At 71.2% G+C, this 24620-nt stretch carries 23 protein-coding genes, 1 pseudogene and 1 riboswitch; of the genes and pseudogenes, 12 read left to right on the top strand and 12 right to left on the bottom strand.

Annotated elements, in window-relative coordinates; all coding sequences use genetic code 11:
- Positions 1–151: 151 nt before the first annotated feature.
- The 4 genes from ABD067_RS22965 to ABD067_RS22950 all read right to left on the bottom strand — a co-directional run bounded on the left by ABD067_RS22965 (position 152) and on the right by ABD067_RS22950 (position 3915).
- A complete protein-coding gene (locus ABD067_RS22965) occupies positions 152–1513 on the bottom strand; it encodes a NosD domain-containing protein (RefSeq protein ID WP_343897737.1) in 1362 nt (453 codons plus the stop codon).
- Positions 1514–1674: 161 nt separating this feature from the next.
- On the bottom strand, positions 1675–2517 hold the full coding sequence (locus ABD067_RS22960) for a CatB-related O-acetyltransferase (protein WP_343897736.1): 843 nt from the start codon (positions 2515–2517) through the stop codon (positions 1675–1677).
- Positions 2518–3161: 644 nt separating this feature from the next.
- The gene (locus ABD067_RS22955; RefSeq protein ID WP_343897735.1) at positions 3162–3392 is read right to left on the bottom strand and encodes a hypothetical protein; all 231 of its coding nucleotides are present in this window, start codon (positions 3390–3392) and stop codon (positions 3162–3164) included.
- Between the two features lie 277 nt (positions 3393–3669).
- Positions 3670–3915 carry a DUF3072 domain-containing protein gene (locus ABD067_RS22950; protein WP_343897734.1) on the bottom strand — a complete coding sequence of 82 codons (246 nt, stop codon included), beginning with the start codon at positions 3913–3915 and terminating at the stop codon, positions 3670–3672.
- Between the two features lie 888 nt (positions 3916–4803).
- On the opposite strand from ABD067_RS22950, the pseudogene ABD067_RS22945 reads away from it, so the two are divergent.
- Positions 4804–6417: pseudogene (locus tag ABD067_RS22945) on the top strand (ABC transporter ATP-binding protein/permease); the annotation flags it as partial.
- A gap of 321 nt (positions 6418–6738) precedes the next feature.
- On the opposite strand, the gene ABD067_RS22940 reads toward ABD067_RS22945, so the two are convergent.
- A complete protein-coding gene (locus ABD067_RS22940; RefSeq protein WP_343897733.1) occupies positions 6739–7962 on the bottom strand; it encodes a methyltransferase domain-containing protein in 1224 nt (407 codons plus the stop codon).
- Between the two features lie 224 nt (positions 7963–8186).
- Between ABD067_RS22940 and ABD067_RS22935 the strand changes: the two genes are divergently transcribed.
- Positions 8187–8360: a hypothetical protein gene (locus tag ABD067_RS22935; RefSeq protein ID WP_343897732.1), complete on the top strand. Its 174-nt coding sequence runs from the start codon at positions 8187–8189 to the stop codon at positions 8358–8360.
- A gap of 23 nt (positions 8361–8383) precedes the next feature.
- Here ABD067_RS22935 and ABD067_RS22930 read toward each other — a convergent pair whose 3' ends face one another.
- Both ABD067_RS22930 and ABD067_RS22925 read right to left on the bottom strand, forming a co-directional pair.
- On the bottom strand, positions 8384–8932 hold the full coding sequence (locus tag ABD067_RS22930) for a sigma-70 family RNA polymerase sigma factor (protein WP_343897731.1): 549 nt from the start codon (positions 8930–8932) through the stop codon (positions 8384–8386).
- Between the two features lie 167 nt (positions 8933–9099).
- Positions 9100–10770, bottom strand: a complete 1671-nt coding sequence (locus ABD067_RS22925; RefSeq protein WP_343897730.1) for a formate--tetrahydrofolate ligase — start codon at positions 10768–10770, stop codon at positions 9100–9102.
- Between the two features lie 106 nt (positions 10771–10876).
- On the opposite strand from ABD067_RS22925, the gene ABD067_RS22920 reads away from it, so the two are divergent.
- From ABD067_RS22920 to ABD067_RS22910, 3 genes are all read left to right on the top strand, one after another.
- The gene (locus ABD067_RS22920) at positions 10877–11296 is read left to right on the top strand and encodes a VOC family protein (protein ID WP_343897728.1); all 420 of its coding nucleotides are present in this window, start codon (positions 10877–10879) and stop codon (positions 11294–11296) included.
- A 6-nt stretch (positions 11297–11302) separates the two neighbouring features.
- On the top strand, positions 11303–11530 hold the full coding sequence (locus tag ABD067_RS22915) for a DUF1289 domain-containing protein (RefSeq protein ID WP_343897726.1): 228 nt from the start codon (positions 11303–11305) through the stop codon (positions 11528–11530).
- Positions 11531–11591: 61 nt separating this feature from the next.
- Positions 11592–12590, top strand: a complete 999-nt coding sequence (locus ABD067_RS22910) for a Bug family tripartite tricarboxylate transporter substrate binding protein (protein ID WP_343897725.1) — start codon at positions 11592–11594, stop codon at positions 12588–12590.
- Positions 12591–13183: 593 nt separating this feature from the next.
- Here ABD067_RS22910 and ABD067_RS22905 read toward each other — a convergent pair.
- Positions 13184–14299 carry a 2-aminoethylphosphonate--pyruvate transaminase gene (locus tag ABD067_RS22905; RefSeq protein ID WP_343897724.1) on the bottom strand — a complete coding sequence of 372 codons (1116 nt, stop codon included), beginning with the start codon at positions 14297–14299 and terminating at the stop codon, positions 13184–13186.
- 71 nt (positions 14300–14370) lie between these two features.
- Positions 14371–14997 carry a DUF1194 domain-containing protein gene (locus ABD067_RS22900; RefSeq protein WP_343897723.1) on the bottom strand — a complete coding sequence of 209 codons (627 nt, stop codon included), beginning with the start codon at positions 14995–14997 and terminating at the stop codon, positions 14371–14373.
- Positions 14998–15121: 124 nt separating this feature from the next.
- Between ABD067_RS22900 and ABD067_RS22895 the strand changes: the two genes are divergently transcribed.
- From ABD067_RS22895 to ABD067_RS22865, 7 genes are all read left to right on the top strand, one after another.
- Positions 15122–15994, top strand: coding sequence for an endonuclease III domain-containing protein (locus tag ABD067_RS22895; protein ID WP_343897722.1), 873 nt, complete (start codon positions 15122–15124; stop codon positions 15992–15994).
- A gap of 59 nt (positions 15995–16053) precedes the next feature.
- Entirely contained in the window at positions 16054–16476 is a 423-nt protein-coding gene (locus ABD067_RS22890) for a CBS domain-containing protein (RefSeq protein ID WP_343897721.1), read from the top strand.
- A gap of 677 nt (positions 16477–17153) precedes the next feature.
- Complete coding sequence (locus ABD067_RS22885) at positions 17154–18377, top strand: CaiB/BaiF CoA transferase family protein (RefSeq protein WP_343897720.1); 1224 nt, start codon at positions 17154–17156, stop codon at positions 18375–18377.
- Positions 18378–18385: 8 nt separating this feature from the next.
- Positions 18386–19180: an enoyl-CoA hydratase gene (locus ABD067_RS22880; RefSeq protein ID WP_343897719.1), complete on the top strand. Its 795-nt coding sequence runs from the start codon at positions 18386–18388 to the stop codon at positions 19178–19180.
- Between the two features lie 180 nt (positions 19181–19360).
- Entirely contained in the window at positions 19361–20017 is a 657-nt protein-coding gene (locus ABD067_RS22875; protein WP_343897718.1) for an exopolysaccharide biosynthesis protein, read from the top strand.
- A gap of 7 nt (positions 20018–20024) precedes the next feature.
- Positions 20025–20265: riboswitch (cobalamin riboswitch) on the top strand.
- Positions 20266–20432: 167 nt separating this feature from the next.
- Positions 20433–22376 (top strand): TonB-dependent receptor plug domain-containing protein, encoded by a 1944-nt coding sequence (locus tag ABD067_RS22870; protein ID WP_343897717.1) that lies wholly within the window; start codon positions 20433–20435, stop codon positions 22374–22376.
- Positions 22377–22404: 28 nt separating this feature from the next.
- Positions 22405–22731 (top strand): YnfA family protein, encoded by a 327-nt coding sequence (locus ABD067_RS22865; protein ID WP_343897716.1) that lies wholly within the window; start codon positions 22405–22407, stop codon positions 22729–22731.
- Here ABD067_RS22865 and ABD067_RS22860 read toward each other — a convergent pair.
- The 3 genes from ABD067_RS22860 to ABD067_RS22850 all read right to left on the bottom strand — a co-directional run.
- On the bottom strand, positions 22703–23653 hold the full coding sequence (locus ABD067_RS22860) for a lipid kinase (RefSeq protein ID WP_343897715.1): 951 nt from the start codon (positions 23651–23653) through the stop codon (positions 22703–22705). The genes ABD067_RS22865 and ABD067_RS22860 overlap by 29 nt on opposite strands.
- The gene (locus ABD067_RS22855; protein ID WP_343897738.1) at positions 23653–24210 is read right to left on the bottom strand and encodes a cob(I)yrinic acid a,c-diamide adenosyltransferase; all 558 of its coding nucleotides are present in this window, start codon (positions 24208–24210) and stop codon (positions 23653–23655) included. The genes ABD067_RS22860 and ABD067_RS22855 overlap by 1 nt, the downstream gene beginning before the upstream one ends.
- A 16-nt stretch (positions 24211–24226) precedes the next feature.
- A partial coding sequence (locus tag ABD067_RS22850; protein WP_343897714.1) for an energy transducer TonB occupies positions 24227–24620 on the bottom strand: 394 nt, incomplete at its 5' end.

The raw sequence follows: 24620 nt of genomic DNA, 5'->3' as shown, positions 1-24620 counted from the left end.
GCCGATGAGCCGCCGGCGCCCCATCCCGCGAGAGTTCTGCCAAAGTACTTAGATGGCAACTCGATTACAAACCGACACGGACTATGTGTTGATCGGGGTCGGATTGCCGGCGCTTGGGAGGCGAGCCGAAAGGCGTACGCAGGACCGACGCTCACCTCGTCCCGATGTTGTGTTGGGATGCGCTATGGTCCTCACGGGGAGCTCTCGCAGCCCGACCGATCTGGACGTTTTCGACGGTGTTGCCGTCCGGTTGCAGGGTTCCTTCGAAGCTGTTGACCAATTCCCACACAACGGCGCCATCCGAGACGCGCCCTGGCCCAAACGGCGGACGCGTGCCGGTCACACCGGAGGAGCGGGAGACGTAGAGGCTCAGGCCTGAATGAGTGTAGTGCCCCGTCCTGACCGCCACGCCGGGCCTCCACGCTTGGTACCCTGCCGCAGTCGTCAGAACGCCAACTTGCTGCGTTGGTCGGGGCTGGTCATCGTCCACCGTCACATCGCGCACGGTGTTGCCTTGCGCGACACCACCGAAGCCTTGGATGAAGGACACGCCCCCCGCCCAGGCAGGGCGAACGTCGTGCCGCTGGGCATTGTTCGTGAACCGGCCGCCCTCAAGGGTGTTGCGCGAGCCGTACAACGTGATGCCACTCCCGGCACAGCGATCGCCTGTGAGGTTGCGAAGGCGATTGTTGCTTCCTGTGATCGAATAGCAGTTGTCGCCTGTGTTGTTGGCCGAGCTGTTTTCCAACGTGTTGTTGTGCGTACCGACCGTCATGCCAACGAGTTCGAGGCCGCTTCGGCGGGTACTCAAGCGGTCAAGGCGGTTGTCGTGGGATGTGCCGACGAGGACGACGCCAAAGCCGCGCTGCCCGTCCAGGCGGGCGCCGTTCACCGCGTTGCCACGACTGTCCCGGATCGTGACCCCGTGTTGCCGGCTTTCGACCACTTCCAGGTCGCAAATGGCGATGTCATGCGAGCCCTCGGCCAGCACTATGCCATCCCCAGGGCGGATCAACCGGAGACGCGCAAGCCGGCCGTCAGAAGAACCGCGCAAAGCGATGGCAGAGGCTTTGGGCGCATCCGACCCGTCGATGGCGATGCCGCTGATCGAAAAATTCCGGGATCGCTGATCGCCACGGAATGCGTTCCCGGTCTCCGACAGCCGCAAGACGGGATGACCTTGCCCCGCAAGGTTCAAGCCCCGTGGAATCATCAAGCTGCGGGACAGCGAGCATGTCGCTCCATTCGGAACCGCTCGCAGGATGACCTCCGGGCCCTCCGGTCTCAGTGCCGCCCGCAACGCCTCTGTCACGTCCTGGCCGGCGCCGCAAAGGACCACCGTCGGCGCGGCCGTGGCTTGGCACCCGGCAAGCGCCAGCCAAAAGCAGGCCAAAGATAATGCTGCAAAACGAGGCCAGACGTTGATGCGCGCCAGGGTGGTGCCGGCCGTGCAGAAGGTAAAAGCCTTGGAGCGAATGCGCTTTTCAAATCGAGTTTGCACGCTCGTCGCCACACTTCGGGCCGCTTGGGTCCGTTCTTTGGTCGAACAGCCCTTGGGCCGGAACGCTGCCCTTGGGACACCGCTTCCGGAGACGTGCCTTCCTCGCACCGCCCGTCGAACCGCACCCATGCCGCCCATGCCACCGACCGCCTGCAAAAACTTTGTGGTAGCCATCATGGCCAAGCAGAGGAGCGCATCAGCTGTTGGCACTCGGCCCAGATGTCGACAGATCGCGGCTTGTACTCACGCAAGTGTACGCGCCTGGAGGGAAATGCCGCGCAGAACGCAGCAGGATCGTTCATCCCTATTGCGTGCAGATCCGACAGCTCGTAGTTCCACCATTGTATGGCTTCCAAATCTGCCTGAATTTTGTCTTCAAATCGAAATTTGATGATTTTGCCTGGGTTTCCACCGAGAATGGCATAAGATGGAACGTCTTTGGTTACTACCGTGTTGGACGCAATTACTGCACCATTACCGATCGTGACGCCACCCGGAAGCGAGACGTATGCGCCGATCCAGACGTCATGCCCGATGGAAAGCGGCCGGAACTGTGGTTGCGGGGTTGACACAGGCGCGAATGTCGCAGAAGCGCTGAATGTGCCTTCGAAGTCTCTGAGGTATGAATGGACGAACTCCCGCCTGGGATTGAAGGCCGCGGATGACATGGATACGGCATGCAATGGATGGCGAAAGCCGAGAGGCTTGACGCCTGGTCCAATAGAACAATAGCGGCCAATCTTAGTGTTCAGCGGCAGCTCTGACATGATTGATCCAAAAGAACCAACAGAAAAGATACTGTTTCCTGCGCCGATCGTAGTGTAAGGCTCAAGAACACAATCCTTACGGAACGCCAACACGTCACCAGGTTTCCACCGCCGCTTTTCCAGTGGAACTGGGGGTGCTTTTGGATCATCTACCCTTTGATAAAAAATCCGATGTCTTTCTAACATGCTCAAGAATTCTGTGGTAATCCTTAGTCTAACCACCTCATTTGTTTCATAAAAAACTTCCATGTACATACCTCCAAATCTTAATAAGAAAGTTGGTGTCTTCTCTGCCGCTGGAGCGTCGCTCCTTGGAAGAAACTGACTTCTTTCTATTTAAAACTTAGATCAAGAATGACTCTACGCACCTTTTGCTGTCCACCCAGCTTCGTACATACTGGTTTCGACGCGGTGCAAGAGCGTGTGAACCTCTTGCTTCAATGAATGGAAACGGCAGGGCAGAGCACGCCCATGAAGGAATAGCCGCTCTCATTGTGGCGCACTGCCAAGGCGATCTGGCTCCGATGCCGCATACAACCCGCAACTGTCCCATGTGCCCGGCCAAGCGCTAGCCGAGGTGTCGGTAAATGAGGCGGCGGCTGGTTGGAGAGGTTCGTGGCCGCTGGTGCGCTACCAAATGTGGGCGAGACAAGCCTGAGCTTGCTCCTGGAGGAGAGAAAGGTCAGGCCCATCCCTCACCGCTGGTTGGAGAGCACGTCAACTGCGCATGTCCGGTCGACGGACGAACAGCCCAAGCTTGGCTGGTCATTTCGGGCCCTTGTTCTCCGGTCCTCCCCTGGCACCCCCGCGGCGCTCGACGACCGCGATGACCGCCCAAGCCGAAGCCGCCACACCGATCGGGAGAATGACAAAAGCGAACAACTCAAGGCTGGTCACGGCTTCAGCCACCCGAGAACCCTGCGTCCTGCCAGATGTAGCACGACGGAGGCCCCGATCCACAACAAGGCACCAATCACCACCGTCCTCGGCGCCTCCCGCGACGGGCCGAGGTCGTAAAACGTGGCCGCCACCGGCGCCAGCACGCCGACTGTGAAGGCGGAAGTGGCCGCCGTGTTGAAGGCGAGCGCCAGCAACTTCACCCGTTCGTTGTGAATCAGGCTCACCGCCGCAGGCCTCCCTCAGCGTCCAGGCTACACGTATAAGAACAAATCTGGAACACTTGAGGATGACGCGCAATGCACTCAGCCGAATTTGCATGAGAGCGTTGCGCTTTGCCGAGAGGGTGGCCGGTCGCCGGTGGAACACGCCTTTGGGACACGCGGGAGAACCGACGCAACGGTCCGTGGTCGCGTGACCCCCTCAAGTCGCGACAGAGGCCAGGGCGGCGAACGAAGGCAGCCGCGTCCTGGCCCTGTCGTCATCTCAAAGAGCAGAGGACGCTTAGCGTCCCCTGCCCGTCTTCGACTGGAGTTCGTCGATCCGGCGGGAAGCGTCGGCCTTGGTCAGGCCCGGGTCGAACTCCTCGCCGGCTTCCTCGCTGAGCGTCTTCAGGTAGCTGGCCTGCGCGCCCGTCATCTTCTCCTCGCCCGTGGTCCAATCATCCGGGTCCTTGATGGCGTTGGAGCCCGGATCGGCTTCGGTCTTGGGGTTGTCGGCGGGTCCGGACTTCGAGGCGGAAGCTGCCATGCTTCTGATCCTTCGGTTGTGTGGTGGTGTTCGCTTAACGTTCTCGACAGGCGAGCGTTCCACCGGAAAAGCGCAGTCGAGCGCAGAGGGTGCAGGCGCAGCCGAACCGCCACAATTTCGCCCCGCAGGCAGAGGTCGTTGCATTTCTCTTTTGGTTGAGCAAGGAGCCTGATAATCCTCACACATGCGTGAGGCAGTATACCTTATTCCCGTCATGGCCGGTGCCGCGCCGGCCGGCGCCTCCAAGGCGTACAAGCCGCACCCGCACGGGCCTGAGCGTCCCCGCACGCCAACGTCCGACGTCCCATCCGCCGCCAAACCCCGGCAGGACACACCATCAGCCCCGCGCGACCGTACCTCCGGCACCCCGGACCTCTGGTCCGCCGGCTCCGTCCTGGGCGGGGCGCAAGGGGCGCTCGCGCGGGGCCTCCGCGCAGGTCGGAAGCCTGCTGACGCGGGAGGCTTCGACCTCTCGGCCTCGCCCGGCCAAGCGGCTCGGCTGGTGGGCGGCGCAGCGCCCTCGCTCAAGGCGTCCGCGAATACCCTCACAACAGTTAGGAAATCCAACTTTCCGATCCTGAATGTGAACCTTGCCGTCGCTCAGAGGCGACGACTCGACGCACCGGCAAGCGGTACACACCCGGACCGCGCCATCGATCCCGACAACTTCCCCGCCGCGTCCCCGGGATCCGCTCCACGGGCCCTTTGCGGCGGCACCAGCCCGTTCGATGCCCCTCTGTGAAACGGATTCTAACGGGCACATTACACCACAAAAAGTCGCGATGTGTTCCCTCGCACTGTCGGGTTGTTTATGGCAGAAGTAAGGCTGCTTGTGGCGAAAATGGGGCGGCGCCCGCCCGATTGGGGCAATAGAGGGGAGAGAGCGGGATGGGAGCGGGTCCGGACCTCGACTACGACGCCCGCGCAGCCCGCCCGCCCGAAAGCTTCGGCCGCAAGCTCTGGCGCCTGACCTCGGCCTACTACACCTCGGAGGAGTGGCGCTCCGCCTGGGCGATCACCGCCGCCGTGGTCGGCCTCACCCTGCTCCAGATCGCCTTGCAGATCGGCCTCAACATCTGCAACCGCGACTTCTTCAACGCACTGGAGCAGCGGGACGGCGACGAATTCTTCTGGCAGTTGGGCGTGTTCACCGCGCTGGCGGTGGCCGGCATCGTCGCCGCGGTGCTGCAGCTCCACGCGCGCCAGACCCTCCAGGTGTGGTGGCGGGAGTGGCAGGTGCGGCGGTTGCAACGCCTGCTTTTGTCCGATTCCTGCCACTACCGCCTGCAATTCCTCCCCGGCGCCGCCGACAACCCGGACCAGCGCATCAGCGAGAACACCCGCTGGGCCACCTCCACGGCGGTGGAGCTCGCCATCGGCCTGCTGCACTCGGCGCTGCTGCTGGTGTCCTTCGTCGGCATCCTCTGGACCGTCTCCGGCGCCCTGCCCGTGGTCCTGGCCGGCCACGAAACGGAAATCCCCGGCTACATGGTCTTCGCCGCGGCGATCTATGCCGTGGTCGGCACCTGGGCGACCTGGGCCATCGGCCGGCCCATGACCGCCATCAACGCCCTGCGCAACGAGGTAGAAAGCGACCACCGCTTCGCGCTGGTCCGCCTCCGGGAGAACAGCGAAGGCGTGGCGCTGATCCGCGGCGAGGCCGACGAGGAGCGCGGCCTGCGGCGCGCCTTCGGCCGCGTGTCCGCGGTCATGGTGGACCTCAACCGGGTCGAGCGCCGCCTGATGGGCCTGAGTTCGGCCTACGGGATGATGACCCACATCTTCCCGCTCCTGGTGGTCTCGCCCCGCTACTTCGCTGGCGCCATAAGCCTTGGCGTGCTGATGCAGGTCGGCTCGGCTTTCAGCGAGGTGACCAAGGCCCTGACCTGGTTCATGACCAACTACCCCCGCGTGGCCGACTGGGTGAGCCACGTGGATCGCGTGATCGAGCTGGAGGACAGCCTCCGCGACGCCGCGCGGCTCGGCGCCGCCGGCCGGGGCGCCGCCGTCCCCGCCGAGACGGGCGCCGCCGCCGCTGCGGCGGACGGCCCGGAGGAGTTGCGGCTTGCCGGGCTCAGCGTCGCCGCCCCGTGCGGAGCCACCCTGGTGCGCCGTGCCGACGCGGTGGTCCGCCCCGGCGAGCGGGTGCTCATCCAGGGCGAGAGCGGCACCGGCAAATCCACCCTGTTCCGCGCCATCGCCGGCGCTTGGCCCTGGGCCTCGGGCAGCATCCGCATGCCCGGGCGCGACGCCGCCATGTTCATGCCCCAGCGCCCCTACCTGCCGCTCGGCACCCTCGGCGCCGCCCTGGCCTACCCGGCCGCGCCCGGGACCTTCGCGGACGCGCGGATGGAAGCGGCCCTGGCGCGCTGCGGCTTGGCGCGGCTGGCCGGGCGCCTGGGCGAGGAAGCCCGGTGGGACCGCACCCTGTCGCTCGGCGAACAGCAGCGCCTCGCCTTCGCGCGCGCCCTGCTGCACCGCCCGCGCTGGATCTTCCTTGACGAGGCCACCGCGGCGCTCGACGAGGCCAACCAGGACGCCATGATGCGGCTGTTGCAGAACGAACTGCCGGCCAGCGCGGTCGTGTCCATCGGCCACCGCCCCGGCCTCGACCGCTACCACGACCGCGTGTTGACCCTCCGGGCCGCGCCAGGCGGCGCCGTTTTGTCCGAAACCGCCCCGGCGCCCGCCGAAGCCGCCGCGCTCCCCCCCGCGCCGGCGGCGCCGGTCCGCCGCCTGCCCGGCGGCGCCGCGCCCCGACTGCCCCGTCCGCGGCGCACCCACGCCAGGGCCGGGTCGGAACCGCTCACCCCCTGGCGCCCTTCAGCCGCCCCGACCGCGGCGGCGCAGCACCATGAGCACGCCGGCGACCGGCGCGCCGCGCTCCTGCCGCAGCGTGGCCTCGCTTTGCGACACGACCTCGAAGGCCTCGGCGGCGAGCGCGGCCGCGTGGGCGCGGTCGTGCCGATAGCGCATGGTCGCGCCCAGCGCGAAGGGCGCGCCGCCGTTCCCTTCCCCTGCTTCGAGCGAGAAGGCCGCAAAGCCGCCGGGCCGCAGAGCCCCGGCGATGCCGGCCAGGGCCGGGCGCAGGTCGCCGAGGTAGTTCAGGACGTCGGCGGCGGCGACCAGGTCGAACGCCGCGGGGTGCCCGGGCAACCATTCGAGCAGATCGGCTTGGTGCAGCGCGGCGTAGACGCCCCGCCGTCGCGCCAGCGCGAGCATGCGCGGCGAGAGGTCGAGGCCCTCTAGCCGCCGCACCAGGGGCGCCAAGGCGAGCCCGGACAGGCCGGTTCCGCAACCGAGGTCGAGCCCCCGCCCCTCGCCCGCCGGCGCCCCGGCGTCCCGCAACGTGGCGGCGAGCAGCTCGGGCGTCCGGTAGCCGAGTCCCCCGGCGAGGTCGGCATCGAACCGCTCCGCGAAACCGTCGAACAGGTCGCGCACGTACCCCGTCGGCGCGCGGTCCGGGACGGCGGCCCGGCCCAGCGCCGCGAGGAGGAACCGCGCCTGCGCCGCCAACGCCGAGTCCGGCGCCGACCGGGCCAGCGCGGCCTCGGCCGCGGCTGCCGCGCCCTCGGCGTCGCCGACCTCCCGTCGGGCATGGGCGAGGGCCAGTCGCGGCTCCGGCGCGTCCGGGTCGAGCGCCGCGGCCCGGCCCAAGGGTTCCAGTGCAGACCCTGCATCGCCCAGCGCGGCGAGCGCTTGGCCGAGGTTGCGCAGGGCGACGGGGTCTTCCGGCCGGCGTCGCAGCGCCGCCCGGAAGAAGCCGACGGCCTCCCGCAGCTCGCCCGCTTCCGCCAGCGCGCCGCCGTGGTTGGCGAGGAACACGGGCGCTTCCGGCTGGAGGGCCAGCGCCCGGCCCGTGTGCCGGAGCGCCGCCCGCGCGTCGCCGCGCTGCCGGGCCACCACGCCGAGCAGGTTGTGGGCGTCGGCGTCGGCCGGCCGGGACGCGGCCGCCTTCCGGTACAGGCGCTCGGCGCCGTCGAGGTCGCCGGCTTGGTGGCGGGCCATCCCGTCCTTCAGGAGCGCCCGGGGATCGTGCTGCGGCACCGGCGCATCCTCGACCGGCGGGCCCTCCGCGGCAACCCACCCGAGCCCGGTCGCGGCTGCATGCTTGCGTAACCGTTATGTTACGATCTATTATCTAAACCGCGCCGCCGGCTGGCCGCTCTGGCCACGCGACACCGGAACCACCCATGCCGAGAGCACGCCTGACATCATCGCCGCACCAGCAGAAACCGACGCGGGGCAACCGCTTTAAGACGGGCATGCAGATGTCAACCCACCCTCCGACGCCGAAGGACGGATTCAAGGGGCTGCAATCGAGCCGCGAGTTCGACCTTTGGCTGCAACGCGAGCTTTCGCGGCTGCACGGCGACGTGCTGCACGAACCCGTGCCCGAGAAGTTGCTCAGCATCCTCGAAGGTGGCGCGGGGCCGCTCGACTGACCGCGGCGGCGGTGGTGGGCCGTTCAGCCCTCCCGGTCGAAGTCGTCCGTCCCCGACGGGTCGTGCGAGCCCGGCGCGATCCCGATGCCCTGCCGCAAGGCGTCCCGCGCCCGCGACAGCCTGGACCGCAAGGTGCCCTGCGGCACGTTCTGAATGCGGGCCGCTTCCGCGTAATCCAGGCCCTCGACGACGATCAGCCAGAGCGCTTCCTGCTGCGCCTTGGGCAGCCGGGCGAAGGCGACGGCCAGGTCGTGCATGGCCTGCCGCTCCTCTTGCCCGCCCGACACCGCCGGTTCCCGCATCTCCTCGAACGGCGTGATCGGGCTGCGCGAGTCGCGCCGGATCGCGGCGGCGCGGGCGTGGCGCAGGATGGTGAACAGCCAGGCGCGGAGGTTCGTGCCGCTGGCGAACTGCGATTGGGCCGCGATGGCGCGCACCAGAGTCTCCTGGACGAGGTCGTCGGCCACGTCGGCGCGCTTCGCGAGCACACGCGCGAAGCGGCGCAGCCGAGGGATCTCGGCGGCGACCGCGACGGTGAAGGCGTTCGCCTCGTGCGCCCTCTTGAGCTCCATGCGTTCTCGCCCGGCGTCGCCGGCGCGTCCCCGTCTTCCAGCGCCGCACCCTAGCCGAACCGCGCCGCGGCTGCGCCGTGCGCAGGGACACCCTTGCGTGTGGCGGGCGTTCCCCGGCCGCACGCCTGCGTGCGGCACGGCGGCGTGGGCCAAAGGCAGCGCGCGGTTCAGAACAGGCCATCGATGCGCCCTTCGGCGTCGAGGCGGATCGCTTCGGCGGCGGGCCGGCGCGGCAGGCCCGGCATGGTCATCACCTCGCCGCAGATCGCGACCACGAAGCCGGCGCCGGCCGAGAGCCGGACCTCGCGCACCGGCAGGGTGTGGCCTTCCGGGGCGCCCAGCAAGGACGGGTCGGCGCTGAAGCTGTACTGGGTCTTCGCCACGCACACGCCGGAGCCGCCGAAGCCGGCCTTCTCGAAGCGGTCGAGCCGGGCCGCGACCGGCGCCGGCAGCGAGACGTCGGCGGCGCGGTAGATCTCGCGCGCGATGGCGCGGAGCTTGTCGGCGAGCGGCATCTCCGCCGGGTAGAGCGGCCGGAAGCGAGCCTGCCCCTCGCCGAGGAGGCGTCCCACCGCCTCGGCGAGCGCCGATGCCCCGGCCGCGCCGTCGGCCCAGTGGGTGCAGGGGACGGCCTCGGTGCCCAGCGCCGAGAGCGCGTCGCGCACCAGCGCGATCTCCGCCGCGGTGTCGCTGGTGAAGCTGTTCAGCGCCACCACGACCGGCAGGCCGAACTTGCCCATGTTCTCGACGTGGCAGAGCAGGTTCGGCAGACCGGCGCGCAAGGCCGTGAGGTCCTCCCGCCCGAGGTCCGCCTTGGCCACGCCGCCGTGCATCTTGAGCGCGCGCACCGTCGCCACCACGACGCAGGCGGAGGGCGCGAGGCCGGCGGCGCGGCACTTGATGTCGCAGAACTTCTCGGCCCCGAGGTCGGCGCCGAAGCCGGCTTCCGTGACCACCACCTCGGCGAGCGACAGGCCGAGCCGCGTCGCCATCACGCTGTTGCAGCCGTGCGCGATATTGGCGAACGGCCCGCCGTGGACCAGGGCGGGCGAGCCTTCGAGCGTCTGCACCAGGTTCGGCGCCAGCGCGTCGCGCAGCAGCACGGCCATCGCGCCGTCCGCCTTGAGGTCGCGCGCCGTCACCGCCGTGCCGTCGCGCCTCTGGCCGACGATGACGCGGCCGAGCCGGTCTTGCAGGTCGTCCAGGCCGGAAGCGAGGCAGAAGATCGCCATCACCTCCGAGGCCACGGTGATGTCGAAGCCGTCCTCGCGCGGCACGCCCTGCGCCGGGCCGCCCAGGCCGACCACCATGTTGCGCAGGTTGCGGTCGTTCATGTCCATGGCGCGGCGCCAGGTCACGCGCCGCGGGTCGAGGCCGAGTTCGTTCCCCCAGTACAGGTGGTTGTCCACCAGCGCGGCCAGCAGGTTGTTGGCGCTGGTGATGGCGTGGAAATCGCCGGTGAAGTGGAGGTTGATGTCCTCCATCGGCGCCACCTGCGCCCGGCCGCCGCCCGCCGCGCCGCCCTTCACGCCGAAGCAGGGGCCGAGGGAGGGCTCGCGCAGGCAGATCATCGTGCGCGTGCCGCGGGCGTTGAGCGCGTCGCCGAGGCCTATGGTCGTCGTGGTCTTGCCCTCGCCGGCGGCGGTGGGGCTGATGCCGGTGACGAGCACGAGCTTGCCCTGCGGCTTGGTCCCCTGTTCGGCCGCGAAGTCGAGCGAGACTTTGGCCTTGTGCTTGCCGTAGGGCTCCAGCGCCGAATCCGGGATGCCGGCGCGGGCGGCGATCTCCGCGATGGGGCGGAGCGTGGCCGCGCGGGCGATCTCCAGGTCCGTGGCCATGCCGTCCGCCCTCCCCTAAGAAGCCCCGGTATGCACGGGTCCGGCGGGCCGGGGCAAGCCGCCCTCCTCCCCGCCCTCGCCCGGTTCCGGCGGCCTGGGAAGACGCATGTTCAGCCACGTCACCTTCGGCGCGCGCGACCTCTCGCGCATGGGCGCCTTCTACGACGCCGTGTTGTCGCCGCTCGGCCTCCGTCGCCGCTGGGAAGGGTCGGAGGACGGCGGGCCGTCCGGCATCGGCTGGGCGGCGCCGGGCGGGCGCGTGCCGACCTTCCTGGTGACGGAGCCTTGGAACCGCGAACCGGCGAGCGCCGGCAACGGCGGCATGGTGGCGTTCCTGGCGGCCTCGCCCGAGGCGGTGCGGGAAGCGCACGCGGCGGGCCTCGCGGCCGGCGGCACCGACGAGGGCGCGCCGGGCGAGCGGACGCGCTACGCCCGCGGCTACTACGGCGCCTACCTCCGCGACCCGGAAGGCAACAAGCTCCACGTCGTACACCGCGGCGACCTCGCGGCGACGGCGGAGGGCTGAACGGCGGTGGGGAGTCCCTGCATCGACGTGTGCCGCTTCGACGAGGAGACCGGCTGGTGCTTCGGCTGCGGCATGTCGCGGAAGGACAAAAAGCACTGGAAGAAGGACAAGTCGTCGCGGCCGGCCATCAAGGAGGCGCTGCCGCCGCGGCTCGCCGCCTTGGGCGGGTCCGGGCACGCGACGGGCAAGGCGGCGAAGCGGAAGAAGAAGGACGACAAGCGCAGGGGTGACTAGGCGCCGAGTCGCGGCCCCGGCATCATTCCCCGTGACGAGAAGAACCGAGGAACGCCCGACCATGCGCCGTCGCCACCTCCTCGCCGGAGCCGCCGCCTTCGCCGCGGCCGGCGACCGCCCTGCCCTGTCGCAGCAGGCCGCGGCGCCGCCTTCGGCCGAGACATGGCCGACCCGGCCCGTCACCATCCTCGTGCCCTTCGTCGCCGGCGGGCCGTCCGACATCGTGGCGCGGGCGATCGCCACGCGGATGCAGCAGAGCATCGGCCAGCCGGTGGTGGCGGAGAACCGGACGGGCGCGAACGGCGAGGTGGCGGCGCGCATCCTCGCCCGCGCCCAGCCGGACGGGCACACGCTGATGGTGGGCTCCATCGGCGTCTACGCCATCAACGCGGCGCTGCGACCCAACCTCGGCTACGACCCGGTGCGCGACTTCACACCGGTGACGCTCGCCGTGACCACACCGAACGTGCTGGTGGTGAACCCGGAAAAGGTGCCGGTGCGCGACCTCGCCGAACTGGTCGCCTGGCTGAAGCGCAACCCCGGCGCGGCCTACTCGACCAGCGGCGTCGGCTCCTCCGACCAGCTCACGATGGAGCTGTTCAAGCAGCTCACCGGGACGGACGCGACGCACGTGCCCTACGCCGGTGGCGCAGCGGCGGCGACGGACCTGATCGCGGGCAACGTGCAGCTCTCCTTCCAGAACCTCGGCACGGTGGCCGGGCACATTTCGGGCGGGCGGCTCAGGCCGATTATCGTCACCAGCGCGGAGCGGCACCCGGTGCTGCCGGAGGTGCCGACGGCGGCGGAGGCGGGCCTGCGCGACTTCGCCGTGACCTCCTGGCAGGCGGTGATGGCGCCGGCCGGGATGGCGCCGCTGCTGCTCGCGCGCGTCCACGCGGCGGTGGTAGAGGCGCTGCGGCACCCGGAGACGGTGGGGAGGCTGGGGCAGATCGGGCTGACCGTGGTGGCGGACAGCCCGGAGAGCTACGCGGCGTTCCAACGCGCCGAGATTGAACGCTGGCGCGGGGTGGTGCGGGCGGCGCGGATCAAGGCGGAATAGGGTCCGCCCTCGCCCCCTTACTTTATCGCGCCAAGCTTATCGAAAGCTCCAAGCGATCAGCGCATGTAAACGGCTTGAGGCCGGTGACATAACTACACCTATATCCCCACAAGGATCGCTTCAGCGCCGCCGTCGAGCATGGGGCCGAGCGCAATTCGGAACCGGTCGAGGGACGCGTAGTCGGTAGGAAAGCACAGATGCGCACGCTGCTCACAGTCGGCACCGGGAGGCACTGGAGGCTCGCAAGCCAATTCGACGCGGACTAAAAGCCCTCCTTTAGTGTCAAATGGGGCAATCGTTAGTCTGATGTGGACGTCGCGCGGTTCCCCTCCCGGGGAGACGCCCACCCCACCGGAGATCGCCGCGGGGCGCGGCAGAAGCGGATACGCCCCGAGATGGCGTCTGAATTCCACCAAGTCGTCCCGACCGAACCATGCCGAGCTTCGGCCAGAAAAGCCGAACGCTTCTGCGGAAGCGTGCAACTGCCCATGCCACTCGTCTTCAGGCTCGTAAAGCAAGCGCAACACGTTCACCGGCGAAGGCGCCCTTAGATTTGCACGCAGCCCGCTGAGGGCGTCACTTGGGGCTGGCTGCTAAGCCGCCACCCTCTCCCGCACGCCCATCGCCTCCAACGCCTCGCCCATCGCCGCCACCGCGCCGCGCATCTCGGCCGGGGTCACGGCGCCGATGCAGCCGACGCGGAAGCTCGGCGCTTCCGTGCAGGAGAAGTTGCTGATGAGCACGCCGCGCGCCTTCAGCTCGTCCACGAAGCGCTGCAAGGCGAAGGCCGGGTGCTGCGGCTGGTGGACGGTGACGATCACCGGCCCCTGGTGGCGACGCTCCAGGTAGGGGCGGAGGCCGAGGCCCAGCACGCCGTCGTAGAGCACGCGCGCGTTTTCCGTGTAGCGCGCCAGCCGTGCCTTTTGGCCGCCTTCGCGCCCGTACAGGTCCAGCGCGACGGAGAAGGCCCGGAGCGCCTGCGCCGGCGGCGTGAAGCGGAAGGAGCCCCAGCCGGAGCGCAGCGCGTGGGTGTAGACGTCGTGGAGGTCGAAGGACCAGGAGCCGGCGTTGCCTTCGCACTCCAGCACGCGGTCCACGCGCGCGACGGCAAAGCCGATGCCGGGCATCCCTTCCAGGCACTTGCCGGAGGTGAACACCACCGCGTCGCATTCCGGGTGCTCGGCCATGGAGAACGGCAGGGCGCCGAAGGCGGAGACGGAGTCCATGATGAGGCGGCGGCCGGCGGCGCGCACGGCGGCGCCGATCGCGGCCGGGTCGTTGACGATGCCGCTGCCCGTCTCGTGGTGGACCATCAGGACGTGGCCGATCTCGGCGTCGTGCTCCAGCGCCGAGGCGACCTCGGCAGACGTCACCGGCCGGGTGTCCGGACCGGGCAGCGCCACCACGCGTCGGCCGGCCTCGCGGACGAGGCGGGCGGCGCGGGTGCCGTAGGCGCCGTTGGTCGGCACCAGCACCTTGGCCCCTGCGGGGACAAAGGTGCGGAGCGCGGCTTCCAGGATGAAGTGGCCGCAGCCCTGGAGCGGCAGGGTCGCGTGCTCGCCCTCCACGCCGCCGGCGACCGCGCGCACCCGCTCGCGGACGGAGGCGTAGACGGGTCGGAAGTCGTTGTCCCAGGGCGCGATGTCGGCGGCCATGGCGGCGCGGGTCTCGGGGTGCGTCCGCACGGGGCCGGGGATGAGGAGCAGCATGGGGTCGGGTTCTGGTCCGGTCAGGGGTGGCGGTGGCATCGTCGGCTGAGGCTTCGTTGGAGGATCGTATACTAAACTGCGAGAGGTGCGGCAGGAATTTCGCGCATAAGTTTCGCCCGGACGGCCTCGGCGAAGGCGGCGTAGTCGTCGCAAGCCACCGCGAAGCTGCCTGTGCCGCCGATCACCTCCTCGCGGTAGTGGTCCAGCAGGTCGGCCTCCTCGTTCAGCACCGCCAGGCCGTTGACCGTGACGCCGGCCGCGACTCCCAGATCGCGGATCGGGCCGGGCGGGCGGCCCTGGTTGTGCCGCCCGTCGCCGGACACGTCGAGCAACAGCCGGGTCGCGTCGGCCGGGCAGCGCGCGAGGAGCGCGAGGCCGTGGGCCATGCCCTCGCCCAGCGCCGTGGCGCCGGCGGCGGGCAGGCGCGGCGCGTCGTCGAGGGCGGCCGCCAGTGCTTCCGCCGCCGCTTCGCCGTTCACGCGGCGCCAGGGCACCGCGACTTCGGGGCCGGGAAACACGCCGGACCAGAACACGGCGCCGACCGCCACCGCGCCGCGCCGCCCGGCGGTGCAGAGCGCGACCACGGCCGGGTCGCGGAACGCCGCCGCGTAGCCGCCCAGCATCAGGCCGAACTCGTCGTAACCGACGCTGGCGGACACGTCCACGCAGAGGCAAAGGGCGACATCGACGGGCTCCATGGCACGTTGCATAGCCCGTGCGGCGTCCGCGCGCGCGGGACCGATGCGCGGACGCGGCGGGAGGGCGCGAGTCCTTACGCCGCCGGGGCGCGAACCGGCCCGGCGGCGGGCCGTTGGGGTCCGGATGGGCAAGCCCGCTCCGGCGCGAGGCGCCGCCGCCATCCCGCTCTTCGACGCGGTCTCGACGGATGCCGGAGCGCCGCCGTCGCGGCCCCGCAGCGGCGCCGCGCCGCGCGCCGGCCATCCAGCGCCCGCCGATCCCGGGCGCGCGGCGCTGGCGTTGGAAGCGCACGCGCGCCTTTGCGCCGCCTATCACTGCCCGATCGCCTACTTCCACGCCTTGCCGCCGCTGGACGAGTTGGTTTCGTCCTTGCTGTCCCACCGCACGCGCAACGCCGACAGCGCCCGAGCCTTCCGCTCCTTGCGCGAGCGCTTCCCGTCCTGGGAGGCGGCGCGCGACGCGCCCGTGGCCGAGGTGGAGCGGGCCCTCGCCGGCGTCACTTGGCCGGAGGCCAAGGCGCCGGCGCTCCAAAGGACCTTGCGCGCCATCACCGAGGTGCGCGGCGGCCGCCTGGACCTCGACCACTTGGCGGGCATGGAGCCCGAAGCGGCACGCGCGTGGCTCGCCGCCCTGCCCGGCGTCGGGCCGAAGACGGCGGCAGCGGTGCTGTCCTTCAGCGCGCTCCGCGGCCGGGCCTTGCCGGTGGACAGCCACCACCACCGTGTGGCGCAGCGGATCGGGCTGATCCCGCGCTCGCTCGCGGTAGGGCCGTCGCACGCGGTGCTGGAGGCGTTGTTGCCGGCCGACTGGACGGCGCAGCAGGTCTACGACCACCACGAGGTGTTCATGCTGCACGGCCAGCGCTGCTGCATCTTCCGCGCGCCGGCCTGCGGGCGCTGCGTGCTGCTCGACCTCTGCCCGGAGGGGCAGGCGCGGCGGAACGGCGCGGCCAGGGACGCGGCACCGCCGGCGCCGCCGCCCGAGCCGGGTTTGTGACAGATCAATGAAGCGCCGCGCCCCCCGTGCCAGCCTCGGCGGCCGGGAGGACCGAAGCGATGACCAACCGCCCCATGCTGGAGATCATGGTCCGGCGCGAGCCGGTGACGCTGCCGCCGGGGGCCACCGTGCTCGAAGCGGCGCGGACGATGCGCGACCGGCGGGTCGGCGCCGTGCTGGTGACGGACCCGGAGGGCGCGCTGCTCGGCATCTTCACCGGCCGCGACGCCGTCTGGCGCATGCTGGCCGAGAACCGCGACCCGGCGCGGACGACGCTCGCTGAAGCGATGACCCCGAAGCCCGAAACTGTCGGGCCGCGGGCCAAGGCGATCGAGGCGCTCCGGCTTATGCAGGATTGCGGCGCGAGGCACCTGCCGGTGGTGGAAGGGGCGCGGGTGATCGGCGTCGTCTCGCGCGGCGATTTCCGCGGGTTGGAACAGGCGCGGCTGGACGACGAAACAGAGCTTTGGGAACGGCTTTGAGGAGCGGCTCCGCCGCGAGCCGCACCGCGCCGCACCGCTTCGAACCGGCCATCACGACCCGCCCCGGCCGCGCCTTCGGTGGCGTCCGTACCCGCGCCGGGCCGTGCGCCCGACACCGGCCTGGGAGCCTTCCCCGCCGCGACCGCCGTACACCGCACGATCGCCCGCGCCGGGTCGTGACGGTCGGTTCTTGCTCGCCACTCGGCGGCGCCTTGCCCGGTTGGAGGGGGCGGCTCGGGCGTTGGTGGCAGGAGTTCGGTCTTTCCCACCGGCGCCCGCCGCCGTCCCCAGCGGGTGGCGGGGCCGTCGCAGGCTCCAGCGACTCGCCGTGGGGTTTGGGGCGAACGGTGGCCGCGCCGCAGGTCGGCTTCCCAGCGGCGCAGGGTGGGGCGAGGACGCCGCTCAAGGCCAGCGGCGCGGACGGGAACAGCGTGGCCGCCTACGGATCGGCGCCGGTCGGGCCGCCAAACGCCCCGCCGGCCCGCCCATCGAAGGTGCGCCGCCGGGGGCGCAGCACCGAAAGACCTACGCCCCGCCGGACGGGACGCCTCGGAAACGCGCGGCCAGCGAGCGGCGGGAGGGCGGCGGCTGTGGCGGGACACGGCCCTCGAATCCCTGTCGCCCCTAGCGGGGCCGCGGCGCCCCGCCTTAGTCTCGCCCGGAAACGGAGGACGCCGATGCCCGACAGCGCCGCGGACGCGAAGCCCAGCAGCGCCGAGACGACCAGTTTGCCCCTAGCCGGCCTGCGCGTGCTGGACCTGACGCTCGCCCGCGCCGGGCCGACCTGCGTGCGGCACTTGGCGGACTGGGGCGCCGACATCATCCGGGTGGAGCCGCCGCGCTCCACGGACGGGCTGGGCGGCCCGCGCGACGGCTTCGACAGCGTCAACCTGCACCGCAACAAGCGTTCGATCGCGCTCGACCTCAAGCACCCGGACGGGCACGCGGCCTTCCTGAAGCTCGCCGCGACCGCCGACGTGCTGGTCGAGAACATGCGGGTGCAGGTCAAGCACCGGCTGAAGATCGCCTACGAGGATCTGAAGGACCTCAACCCGCGGCTGGTCTACGCCTCCATCTCCGGCTTCGGGCAGACCGGACCCTACGCCAAGCGCGGCGGGGTGGACCAGATCGCGCAGGGCATGGGCGGGTTGATGAGCATCACCGGCGAGCCGGGCCGCGGGCCGATGCGCGTCGGCATACCGATCGACGACCTGACGGCGGGCAACCTGCTGGCGCTCGGCGTGATGATGAAGCTCTACGACCGGGAGCGGACGGGGCGCGGCGGCTACGTCCACACCTCGCTGCTGGAATCCCAGGTGTTCATGCTGGACTTCCAGGCCAGCCGCTACCTGATGGACGGCGAGGTCGCCGGGCAGGCCGGGAACGACCACCCGGTGAACATCCCCATGGGCGTGTTCCCGACCGCGGACAAGCCGATCAACATCGCCGCCTCCTCGCCCAAGCTGTGGGAGGCGTTCTGCCGCGCCGCCGGGCGCGAAGACTGGATGCGGGTGCCGGAGTGGCAGACTGCGGCCGGCCGCTCCAAGGACCGCGCCCGGGTCAACGCCGCCATTTCGGAAGTGACGCGCACCAAGCCGTCCGAGTGGTGGATCGCCACCCTGGAGGAAGCCGGCATCCCCTGCGGCCCGGTGAACGACATCGCCGAGGTCTTCGCCGATCCGCAGGTACGGCACCTGGAAATGGCCATGCCGATCCGGCACCGCCGGCGCGGGGACACGCGTGTGGTCGCCAGCCCATTGAACGTCGAGGGGTTGGAAACCGGCGTCTACCGCGACGTTCCGGACCTGGGCGAGCACGGCGAGGAGATACTGGCCGAAGCCGGGCTTTCGGCCGCGGAAATCGAGGGTTTGAAGGCCAAGGGGGCGCTGGGCGGGGAATGACGGCACCGATGGAACTCGCCGGGGGCAAGATCCTGGCCGGCGTCGAGGACGGGGTCGGCCGGGTGGTGTTCAACCAGCCCGAGAAGCGCAACGCCATGTCGGTGGACATGTGGGCCGGCATGGGCGAGGCGCTCGACCGCTTCGCCGAGGACGGGGCGGTGCGCTGCGTCGTGCTCCAGGGAGCGGGCGACAAGGCCTTCGTCTCCGGTGCCGACATCAGCCAGTTCGAGAAGAACCGGGCCGACGCCGACGCGCAGCGGGAGTACGACCGGCTGACCAGCGCCGGCCGCGCCAAGCTCGCCGCCTTCCGCAAGCCCGTGGTCGCCCAGATCCGCGGCTTCTGCATGGGGGGCGGCCTCGGCATCGCCATGTCGGCCGACATCCGCGTCGCCTCCGACGACAGCCAGTTCGGCATCCCGGCGGCCAAGCTCGGCATCGCCTACGGCTTCGACATGGTGCGGGCGCTGGTGGACCTCGTGGGGCCGGCGCACGCCCACATGATCCTCATGACCGGCGACCGCTTTCCCGCCGCCGAGGCGGAGCGCATCGGCTTGGTGAACCGGGTGGTGCCGGCGGCGGAGCTGGAGGGCGCCGTGGCCAAGCTCGCGGCCACCATGGCGGCCAACGCGCCGCTCTCGCTCTCCACCAACAAGCTGACGGTGAAGGCCGTGCTGCGGGACCGGGAGGACCGCGACATGGCGACCTTGCGCGACGCCATGGCGGCCTGCTTCAACAGCGCCGACTACCGCGAAGGCCGTCGCGCCTTCATGGAAAAGCGCCGGCCCGTGTTCAACGGCGCTTGATGTCACCCATATGGTGCTGGCCCCCCTCCGGGACGGCATCCTCGGGGAAATCCACTGTACCGGCGGCGGAAATCGCTTAGGATCGCCGTGCCGTACCGGGTCCGCAAAGAGACGCGGCGGCGGAGGGCTTCGCCGGGCGCCAGTGCGCCGGCACTGGGATGAAGGGTTCGATGGGCGGGAATGGACGGTAATCTGGAGGCTGCGCTGGGCGCGGCGACGCGCGGGGGCGGCCACCACCACGACGCCGGCCCGCCGATTTCGCGCATCGTCGCCGAGGTCGCGCTCCGCTGCCCCGGCGAGGAGATCACCCTGGGGGAGATGGCGGAAGCCTTCGGCGACCGCGCTTTCGGCCTCCTGATCCTGCTGCTCTGCCTCCCGTCCCTGCTGCCCTTGATGGCGTCGGTGTTCGGCCTCCCGATGCTGATCCTCGGCGTGCAGATGGGCTTGGGCCGGCGGGTGCCGAAGCTGCCGGCCTTCATCGCCCGCCGCGCCATCCGGCGCTCGGACCTTCTGCGCCTGTCCGGCGCCTCCTCCAAATGGCTTCGGCAGGTCGAGCAGTACGTGAAGCCGCGCCCCGGCTTCTTCCTGTCCCCCATCGGCGAACGCCTCTTCGGGTGGCTGACGGCCTATGTCGCGCTGATGCTGATCCTGCCGGGGCCGGGCACCAACGGCCCGCCGGCCTTCGGCAACATCATCATGGCGCTCGGCCTGGTGGAGCACGACAGCCGGACGGTGGGCATCGGCATGGCCGTGACCGTCGCGGGCTGCGCCTTCGCCACGTTCATCCTGGCGGCGATCGGCTGGATCGGCGTGAAGGCCCTGGGCTGGGTGTTCTGAGCCTGCTACACGCCCTCCATGCGCCGGTGGCCCGCAAGGGCTGAAACGGGAACGCGCGAAACCGGAGCGGCGGCCGCGACTGCGGCCGGCGCCGAGGCCAGTCCGCGGCTGCCCCCGCAACTGTAAGCGGAGAGCCCGGCCCCACGCGCCATTGCGCCGCCCCTGCCCCGGCAGTTTCGGCGCGAGAAGGCGGGGCCCCGGGCGTTCGATCCGCGAGCCAGGAGACCGGCCGGCGCAGAGACGTCTCGCGCGTGCCGGGCGGGGTGAACCGGCGCAACGGACCCATCGGCGCGGCCGCTCCAGGGACCATCCTGGAGAACGGCCGCGGCGCCGCATGCGAGGACGACGCCCGCTTGTCCCGCGCCGGGCGATTCTCCGGCGCGGGGCGTGTCGTCACCCCCGCACGGAGTTCCCGATGCGCCGCCTGTCCGCCGCCCTTTTGTGCGGCCTTTCCGCCTTGCCGTCCGCCGCCCCCGCGCAGGAAGCCGTCCCTGACACCATCGTCACCGGCACTCGCGTCCCGACCCCGCAAGAGCGGGTCCCGGCCTCCATCACGGTTCTGACCCGCCGCGAGATCGAGGAGCGCGGCTACCAAACGCTCACCGAGGCGCTGACCGCCGTTCCCGGCCTGCGCGTCGCCCAACTCGGCGGCCCGGGGCAACAGGCCAGCACCTTCCTGCGCGGCACCAACAGCCGGCACGTCCTCGTGCTGCTGGACGGGGTGCCGCTGACCGACCCCTCGGAGCCGAACGCCGCTTTCAACTTCGGCAACGAGCTGCTGTTCGACGTGGAGCGCATCGAGGTGCTGCGCGGCCCGGCTTCCGCGCTGTACGGCTCGGCGGCGCTGGGCGGCGTGGTCAACCTCGTCACCCGCCGGGCGCCGCCCGGCCGCGCCTTCGCGCCCTACGGCGAGCTGGCCGGCGGCACGCAGCGCACCCTGCGCGCGGGCGCAGGCGCGACGGGCACGGTGGGCGCTTTCGACTACCTGCTGTCCGCCCAGTCCTTCTCGACCAGGGGCTTCAACGCCATCGCGCAGCGCCTGCCGGACACCGGCGAGCGCGACGGCTTCCGCGGCGTGTTCACCACCGCGCGCCTCGGGTGGACGCCGGCGGAGGGCACGCGCATCGAGGGCTTGCTGCGCTGGCGGCAGAACAACCTCGGCCTGGACGACGTGCCGCGCGACGACCCGAACTACTCCGGGGAGGACCGGCGCTGGTACGGGCAGGTGCGCGGCGAAACGCGGCTGTTCGGCGGGGCATGGACCACGGGCCTGCGCCTCGCGGCGACGGAGGACCGGCGGCGCTACGTCAACCTGCCCGACTCGCTCAGCGCTTCCACGGCCGACGACCTGTACCGCGGCACGCGCACCACGCTCGACTGGGGCAACACGGTGCGCTTGCCGGCCGTGGGCGTTTTGACGGACGGCGCGCTCGGGTTCGGCGTCACCCACGCCTTCGAGGAAGCGCGGAGCGCCAGCGGCTCGCCCTTCTTCCGCACCACTGTGGACGCGACGCAGCGCACCACCGCCGGATACGCCACCCTGCAATACCGGCTGGGGGAGCGGCTCGACCTCACGGCCGGGCTGCGCCACGACGCCACCACCGGCTTCACGGACGAGACCACCTGGCGGTTGGGCGCGGCGTTGGCGTTGCCGGAGTTGCGTTCGCGGCTGCGCGCCTCGGGCGGCACCGGCTTCGCCGCGCCGTCGCTGTTCCAGCGCTTCGGGATCATCGGCGACTTCTTCCGCGGCAACCCGGACCTGCGGCCGGAGCGCTCCATCGGCTGGGAGGCGGGCGTCGAAACCGACCTCCCCGCCTTCGGGCGGCCGGCCTTCGCCACCACTTCCGCCACCTACTTCCGCAGCCGCATCCGCGACCTGATCAACTTCAACGCCGGCTTCGACACGCTGGAGAACGTGGACCGGGCGCGGATCCAGGGCGTCGAGCTGGGACTGACGCTCCGCCCAGCCGCGTGGTTCGAGGCGACGACGGCCTGGACCGTCACCGGCGCCTTCGACGCCGAAACTGGCCGACGCTTGCCCCGCCGGCCGGAGCACGTGGTCAGCGTCACGGCGCGGGTGCGGCCGGCGTCCAAGGTGGTGATCGCGCCGACCGTGCTCTTCACCGGCCGCAGCCCGGAAGGCGCCTTCGCCAGCTACAACGACCAGGGCGTGCCCTTCCCTTACCAGCGCAGCAACCCGCCGGGGACGGTGGTGAACCTGACCGCGACGTGGCAGGCCTTCGACCAAGCGGCGCTGTTCCTGGAAGCGCGGAATCTCGGCAACAGCCGCTTCGAGCCGGCGAACGGCTTCGCCACACCCGGCCGGAGCGTGCTGGTGGGCACGCGCTTCGCCTTGTGACCCGGCCGGTGCTACGGGCGGGCGCGGGATGACCTCCGCGCTCGCCTTCGCCGGCGCCGCCCTGGCCGAGATCGCCGGCTGCTTCGCCTTCTGGGCCTGGGCGCGGAACGGCGCCCCGGCGTGGTGGCTGCTGGCGGGCCTGGCGAGCCTCGCGCTGTTCGCGGCCCTGCTGACCTTGGCGGAAGCGGACGCGGCCGGGCGCGCCTTCGCAGCCTATGGCGGCGTGTACATCGCGGCGTCGCTGTTCTGGCTCTGGGCCGTGGAGGGCCAGGCGCCGGCCGCGACCGACCTCGCGGGCGCGGCGCTCTGCCTGCTCGGCGCCGGCGTCATCCTGGCGGGGGCGTCGTCTCGCTGACGGCCTCGGACTCGGGCACATGGACCCGCACGGCGCGGTGCAGGACGCGGAACACGACGGGCGTGCGGGTGGTGATCTCGCCGTCCGTGTTGACGGAGCGGCGGCGGCGGGTGCGGATCTCGACCTCCGACCCTTCGACGGTCAGCACCTCGTGCCAGCGCCCGTGGTCGCCGCGGCGGAGCGACGGCAGCAGGCGGAGCAGGCTCCAGACGCCCCCGACCTCCAGGCTGAACACGTCGAGCCTGCCGTCGTCGATCTCCGAGCGCTCGCCCACCGTCATGCCGCCGCCGTAGTGCCGGCCGTTGCCCACCGCGACGTGGACGGTGCGGCTGCGGACCACCGTGTCGCCGCAGCGGATCGCCGCCGAGAAGGGCCGCATCCGCGCCAGCACCCGCACCCCGGCGACGGCGTAGCCGAGCTTGCCCCAGCGGCGCTTGGCGTCGCCGGTGAGCGCCCGGGTGAGGTCCACGCCGAAGCCGAGGGACGCGACGTTGAAGAACGGCACGTCGTTGGCGAGGCCGACGTCGATCTCGCGCAGCCGCCCGGTCGCGGCGATCCGCGCCGCTTCCGCCGGGTCCTCGGGGATGCCGAGGGTGCGCGCGAGATCGTTCCCGGTGCCGAGGGGGATGATGGCGAAGGGCAGGCCCGTTTCCAGCAGCGCCGGCGCGGCGGCGTTCATGGTGCCGTCGCCGCCGGCCAGCACCACGCGGTCCACCTCGGCCGCGTGGGCGCGGATGAGGTCGGCGGTGCCGCCGGGCTTGGACAGGTCCGGGCAGAGCGGGTTGAGGCCGGCGTCGCGCAGCAGGCCCGCCACCGTGTCCGGGTCGCCGCCGCTGCGGCTGCGGGGGTTGGCCAGCAGGAGCGCGCGGCCGGCCACCCCCGCGGCCGCTTCGGCCCGTGCCGCCGCCGCTGCGTCGGTCATCAGGCGCCGCTCCCCGGCGTCCACAGCACGTCGCCGGCGCCGCCGCCGTTCAAGCGCCGCGACAGAACGAAGAGCAGGTCGGACAGGCGGTTGAGGTAGCGCACCACCTCGGGGTTGACCGGCTCCTCCGCCGCGAGGTGGACGACGGCGCGCTCCGCCCGGCGCGCCACCGTGCGCGCCAGGTGCGCCGCGGCCGCGGCCGGCGTGCCGCCGGGCAGGACGAAGCTGGTGAGGGGCGGCAGCCCTTCGTTGATCGTCGCGGTCGCCGAATCGAGGGCGGCGACGTGGCCGGCGCCGAGCCTGAGCCGCGCGTCGCCGCCCTGCCCCGGCACGCAAAGGTCGGCGCCAAGGTCGAACAGCCCGTTCTGGACCCGGGCGAGCAGCGCGTCGTCCGCGCCCTCCGTGTGGAGGCGGAGCATGCCGATGGCGGCGTTCGCCTCGTCCACCGCGCCGATGGCCTCGATCCGCGGGGCGTCCTTGCGGACGCGCGCGCCGTCCCCGAGCGAGGTTTCCCCGCCGTCGCCGCCCCGCGTGGTGATCACGTCGAGCTTCACCAAGGCGTTCTCCCCCATCTCATCGCAGCCGGAAGTGGACGGACGTGCGGATGCTGCCGGCGATCGGCACGCCGTCCCGCGTGGCGGGGCGGAAGCGCCAGCGCTGCACGGTTCGTCGCGCGGAGTCGTCCAGCGCCGGATGCCCGGAGGTGGCGACGACGTCCACCTCTGTCACCTGCCCGGTCTGGGATATGCGCAGCAGCACGGTGACGACACCTTGATCGCCGCGCTGCCGGTTGAGGAGCGGATATTCGGGCTCCGGGTTGCGCACGCCGTCCAGCAAGCCCGGGGGCGACACCGCGCCGGTCGCCCGGCTGCTCCCGGCGGCCGCCTGCGGATCGGCCGGCGCCCTCGGCCCGGCGGGGGCCTGCCGCGCCGCGGCCAGCGACTGGGAAGGCGGTGCCTCCCGCGCC

The sequence above is a fragment of the Craurococcus roseus genome (assembly GCF_039523795.1).
Taxonomy (GTDB): Bacteria; Pseudomonadota; Alphaproteobacteria; order Acetobacterales; family Acetobacteraceae; genus Craurococcus; species Craurococcus roseus.
This window is presented reverse-complemented; position numbering and strand designations above follow the sequence as displayed.

Excerpts from the sequence above, each read along its gene's own strand:
- ABD067_RS22960 (WP_343897736.1), bottom strand. The coding sequence starts at position 2,517 with ATGGAAGTTTTTTATGAAACAAATGAGGTGGTTAGACTAAGGATTACC.
- ABD067_RS22950 (WP_343897734.1), bottom strand. The coding sequence starts at position 3,915 with ATGGCAGCTTCCGCCTCGAAGTCCGGACCCGCCGACAACCCCAAGACC.
- ABD067_RS22935 (WP_343897732.1), top strand. The coding sequence starts at position 8,187 with ATGTCAACCCACCCTCCGACGCCGAAGGACGGATTCAAGGGGCTGCAA.
- ABD067_RS22930 (WP_343897731.1), bottom strand. The coding sequence starts at position 8,932 with ATGGAGCTCAAGAGGGCGCACGAGGCGAACGCCTTCACCGTCGCGGTC.
- ABD067_RS22925 (WP_343897730.1), bottom strand. The coding sequence starts at position 10,770 with ATGGCCACGGACCTGGAGATCGCCCGCGCGGCCACGCTCCGCCCCATC.
- ABD067_RS22920 (WP_343897728.1), top strand. The coding sequence starts at position 10,877 with ATGTTCAGCCACGTCACCTTCGGCGCGCGCGACCTCTCGCGCATGGGC.
- ABD067_RS22910 (WP_343897725.1), top strand. The coding sequence starts at position 11,592 with ATGCGCCGTCGCCACCTCCTCGCCGGAGCCGCCGCCTTCGCCGCGGCC.
- ABD067_RS22905 (WP_343897724.1), bottom strand. The coding sequence starts at position 14,299 with ATGCTGCTCCTCATCCCCGGCCCCGTGCGGACGCACCCCGAGACCCGC.
- ABD067_RS22900 (WP_343897723.1), bottom strand. The coding sequence starts at position 14,997 with ATGGAGCCCGTCGATGTCGCCCTTTGCCTCTGCGTGGACGTGTCCGCC.
- ABD067_RS22895 (WP_343897722.1), top strand. The coding sequence starts at position 15,122 with ATGGGCAAGCCCGCTCCGGCGCGAGGCGCCGCCGCCATCCCGCTCTTC.
- ABD067_RS22890 (WP_343897721.1), top strand. The coding sequence starts at position 16,054 with ATGACCAACCGCCCCATGCTGGAGATCATGGTCCGGCGCGAGCCGGTG.
- ABD067_RS22885 (WP_343897720.1), top strand. The coding sequence starts at position 17,154 with ATGCCCGACAGCGCCGCGGACGCGAAGCCCAGCAGCGCCGAGACGACC.
- ABD067_RS22880 (WP_343897719.1), top strand. The coding sequence starts at position 18,386 with ATGGAACTCGCCGGGGGCAAGATCCTGGCCGGCGTCGAGGACGGGGTC.
- ABD067_RS22875 (WP_343897718.1), top strand. The coding sequence starts at position 19,361 with ATGGACGGTAATCTGGAGGCTGCGCTGGGCGCGGCGACGCGCGGGGGC.
- ABD067_RS22870 (WP_343897717.1), top strand. The coding sequence starts at position 20,433 with ATGCGCCGCCTGTCCGCCGCCCTTTTGTGCGGCCTTTCCGCCTTGCCG.
- ABD067_RS22865 (WP_343897716.1), top strand. The coding sequence starts at position 22,405 with ATGACCTCCGCGCTCGCCTTCGCCGGCGCCGCCCTGGCCGAGATCGCC.
- ABD067_RS22860 (WP_343897715.1), bottom strand. The coding sequence starts at position 23,653 with ATGACCGACGCAGCGGCGGCGGCACGGGCCGAAGCGGCCGCGGGGGTG.